Source organism: Candidatus Nanopusillus massiliensis (genome assembly GCF_920984865.1).
The window spans coordinates 232,941-233,221 of the sequence record NZ_OV100765.1; positions in this window are offsets into that span (position 1 = coordinate 232,941).

Below are 281 nucleotides of genomic sequence, written 5' to 3' on the forward strand. Positions count from 1 at the left end.
AGACAATAATAGAAGGTCTAATTATTTTCATAAAACTCAAATTATTCAATATTTTATCTATATTTTTTCTTAAAGCTTTTTCTTGAATATAAACTTCTCTTGTTATTGGAGAATAAAACCCAATAGATGTTTGATCTATTNNNTTTTTATAGTATGATNNNNTAAGAGGTGTTGATATGGAAAATGATAAAGAGAATGTTTTAAAAGAAGTAGGATAAGTCATATTAGAAATTATTTCATAAAAAGAGAATCCATAAATGGATGNTAAAGAGATGAGCAAA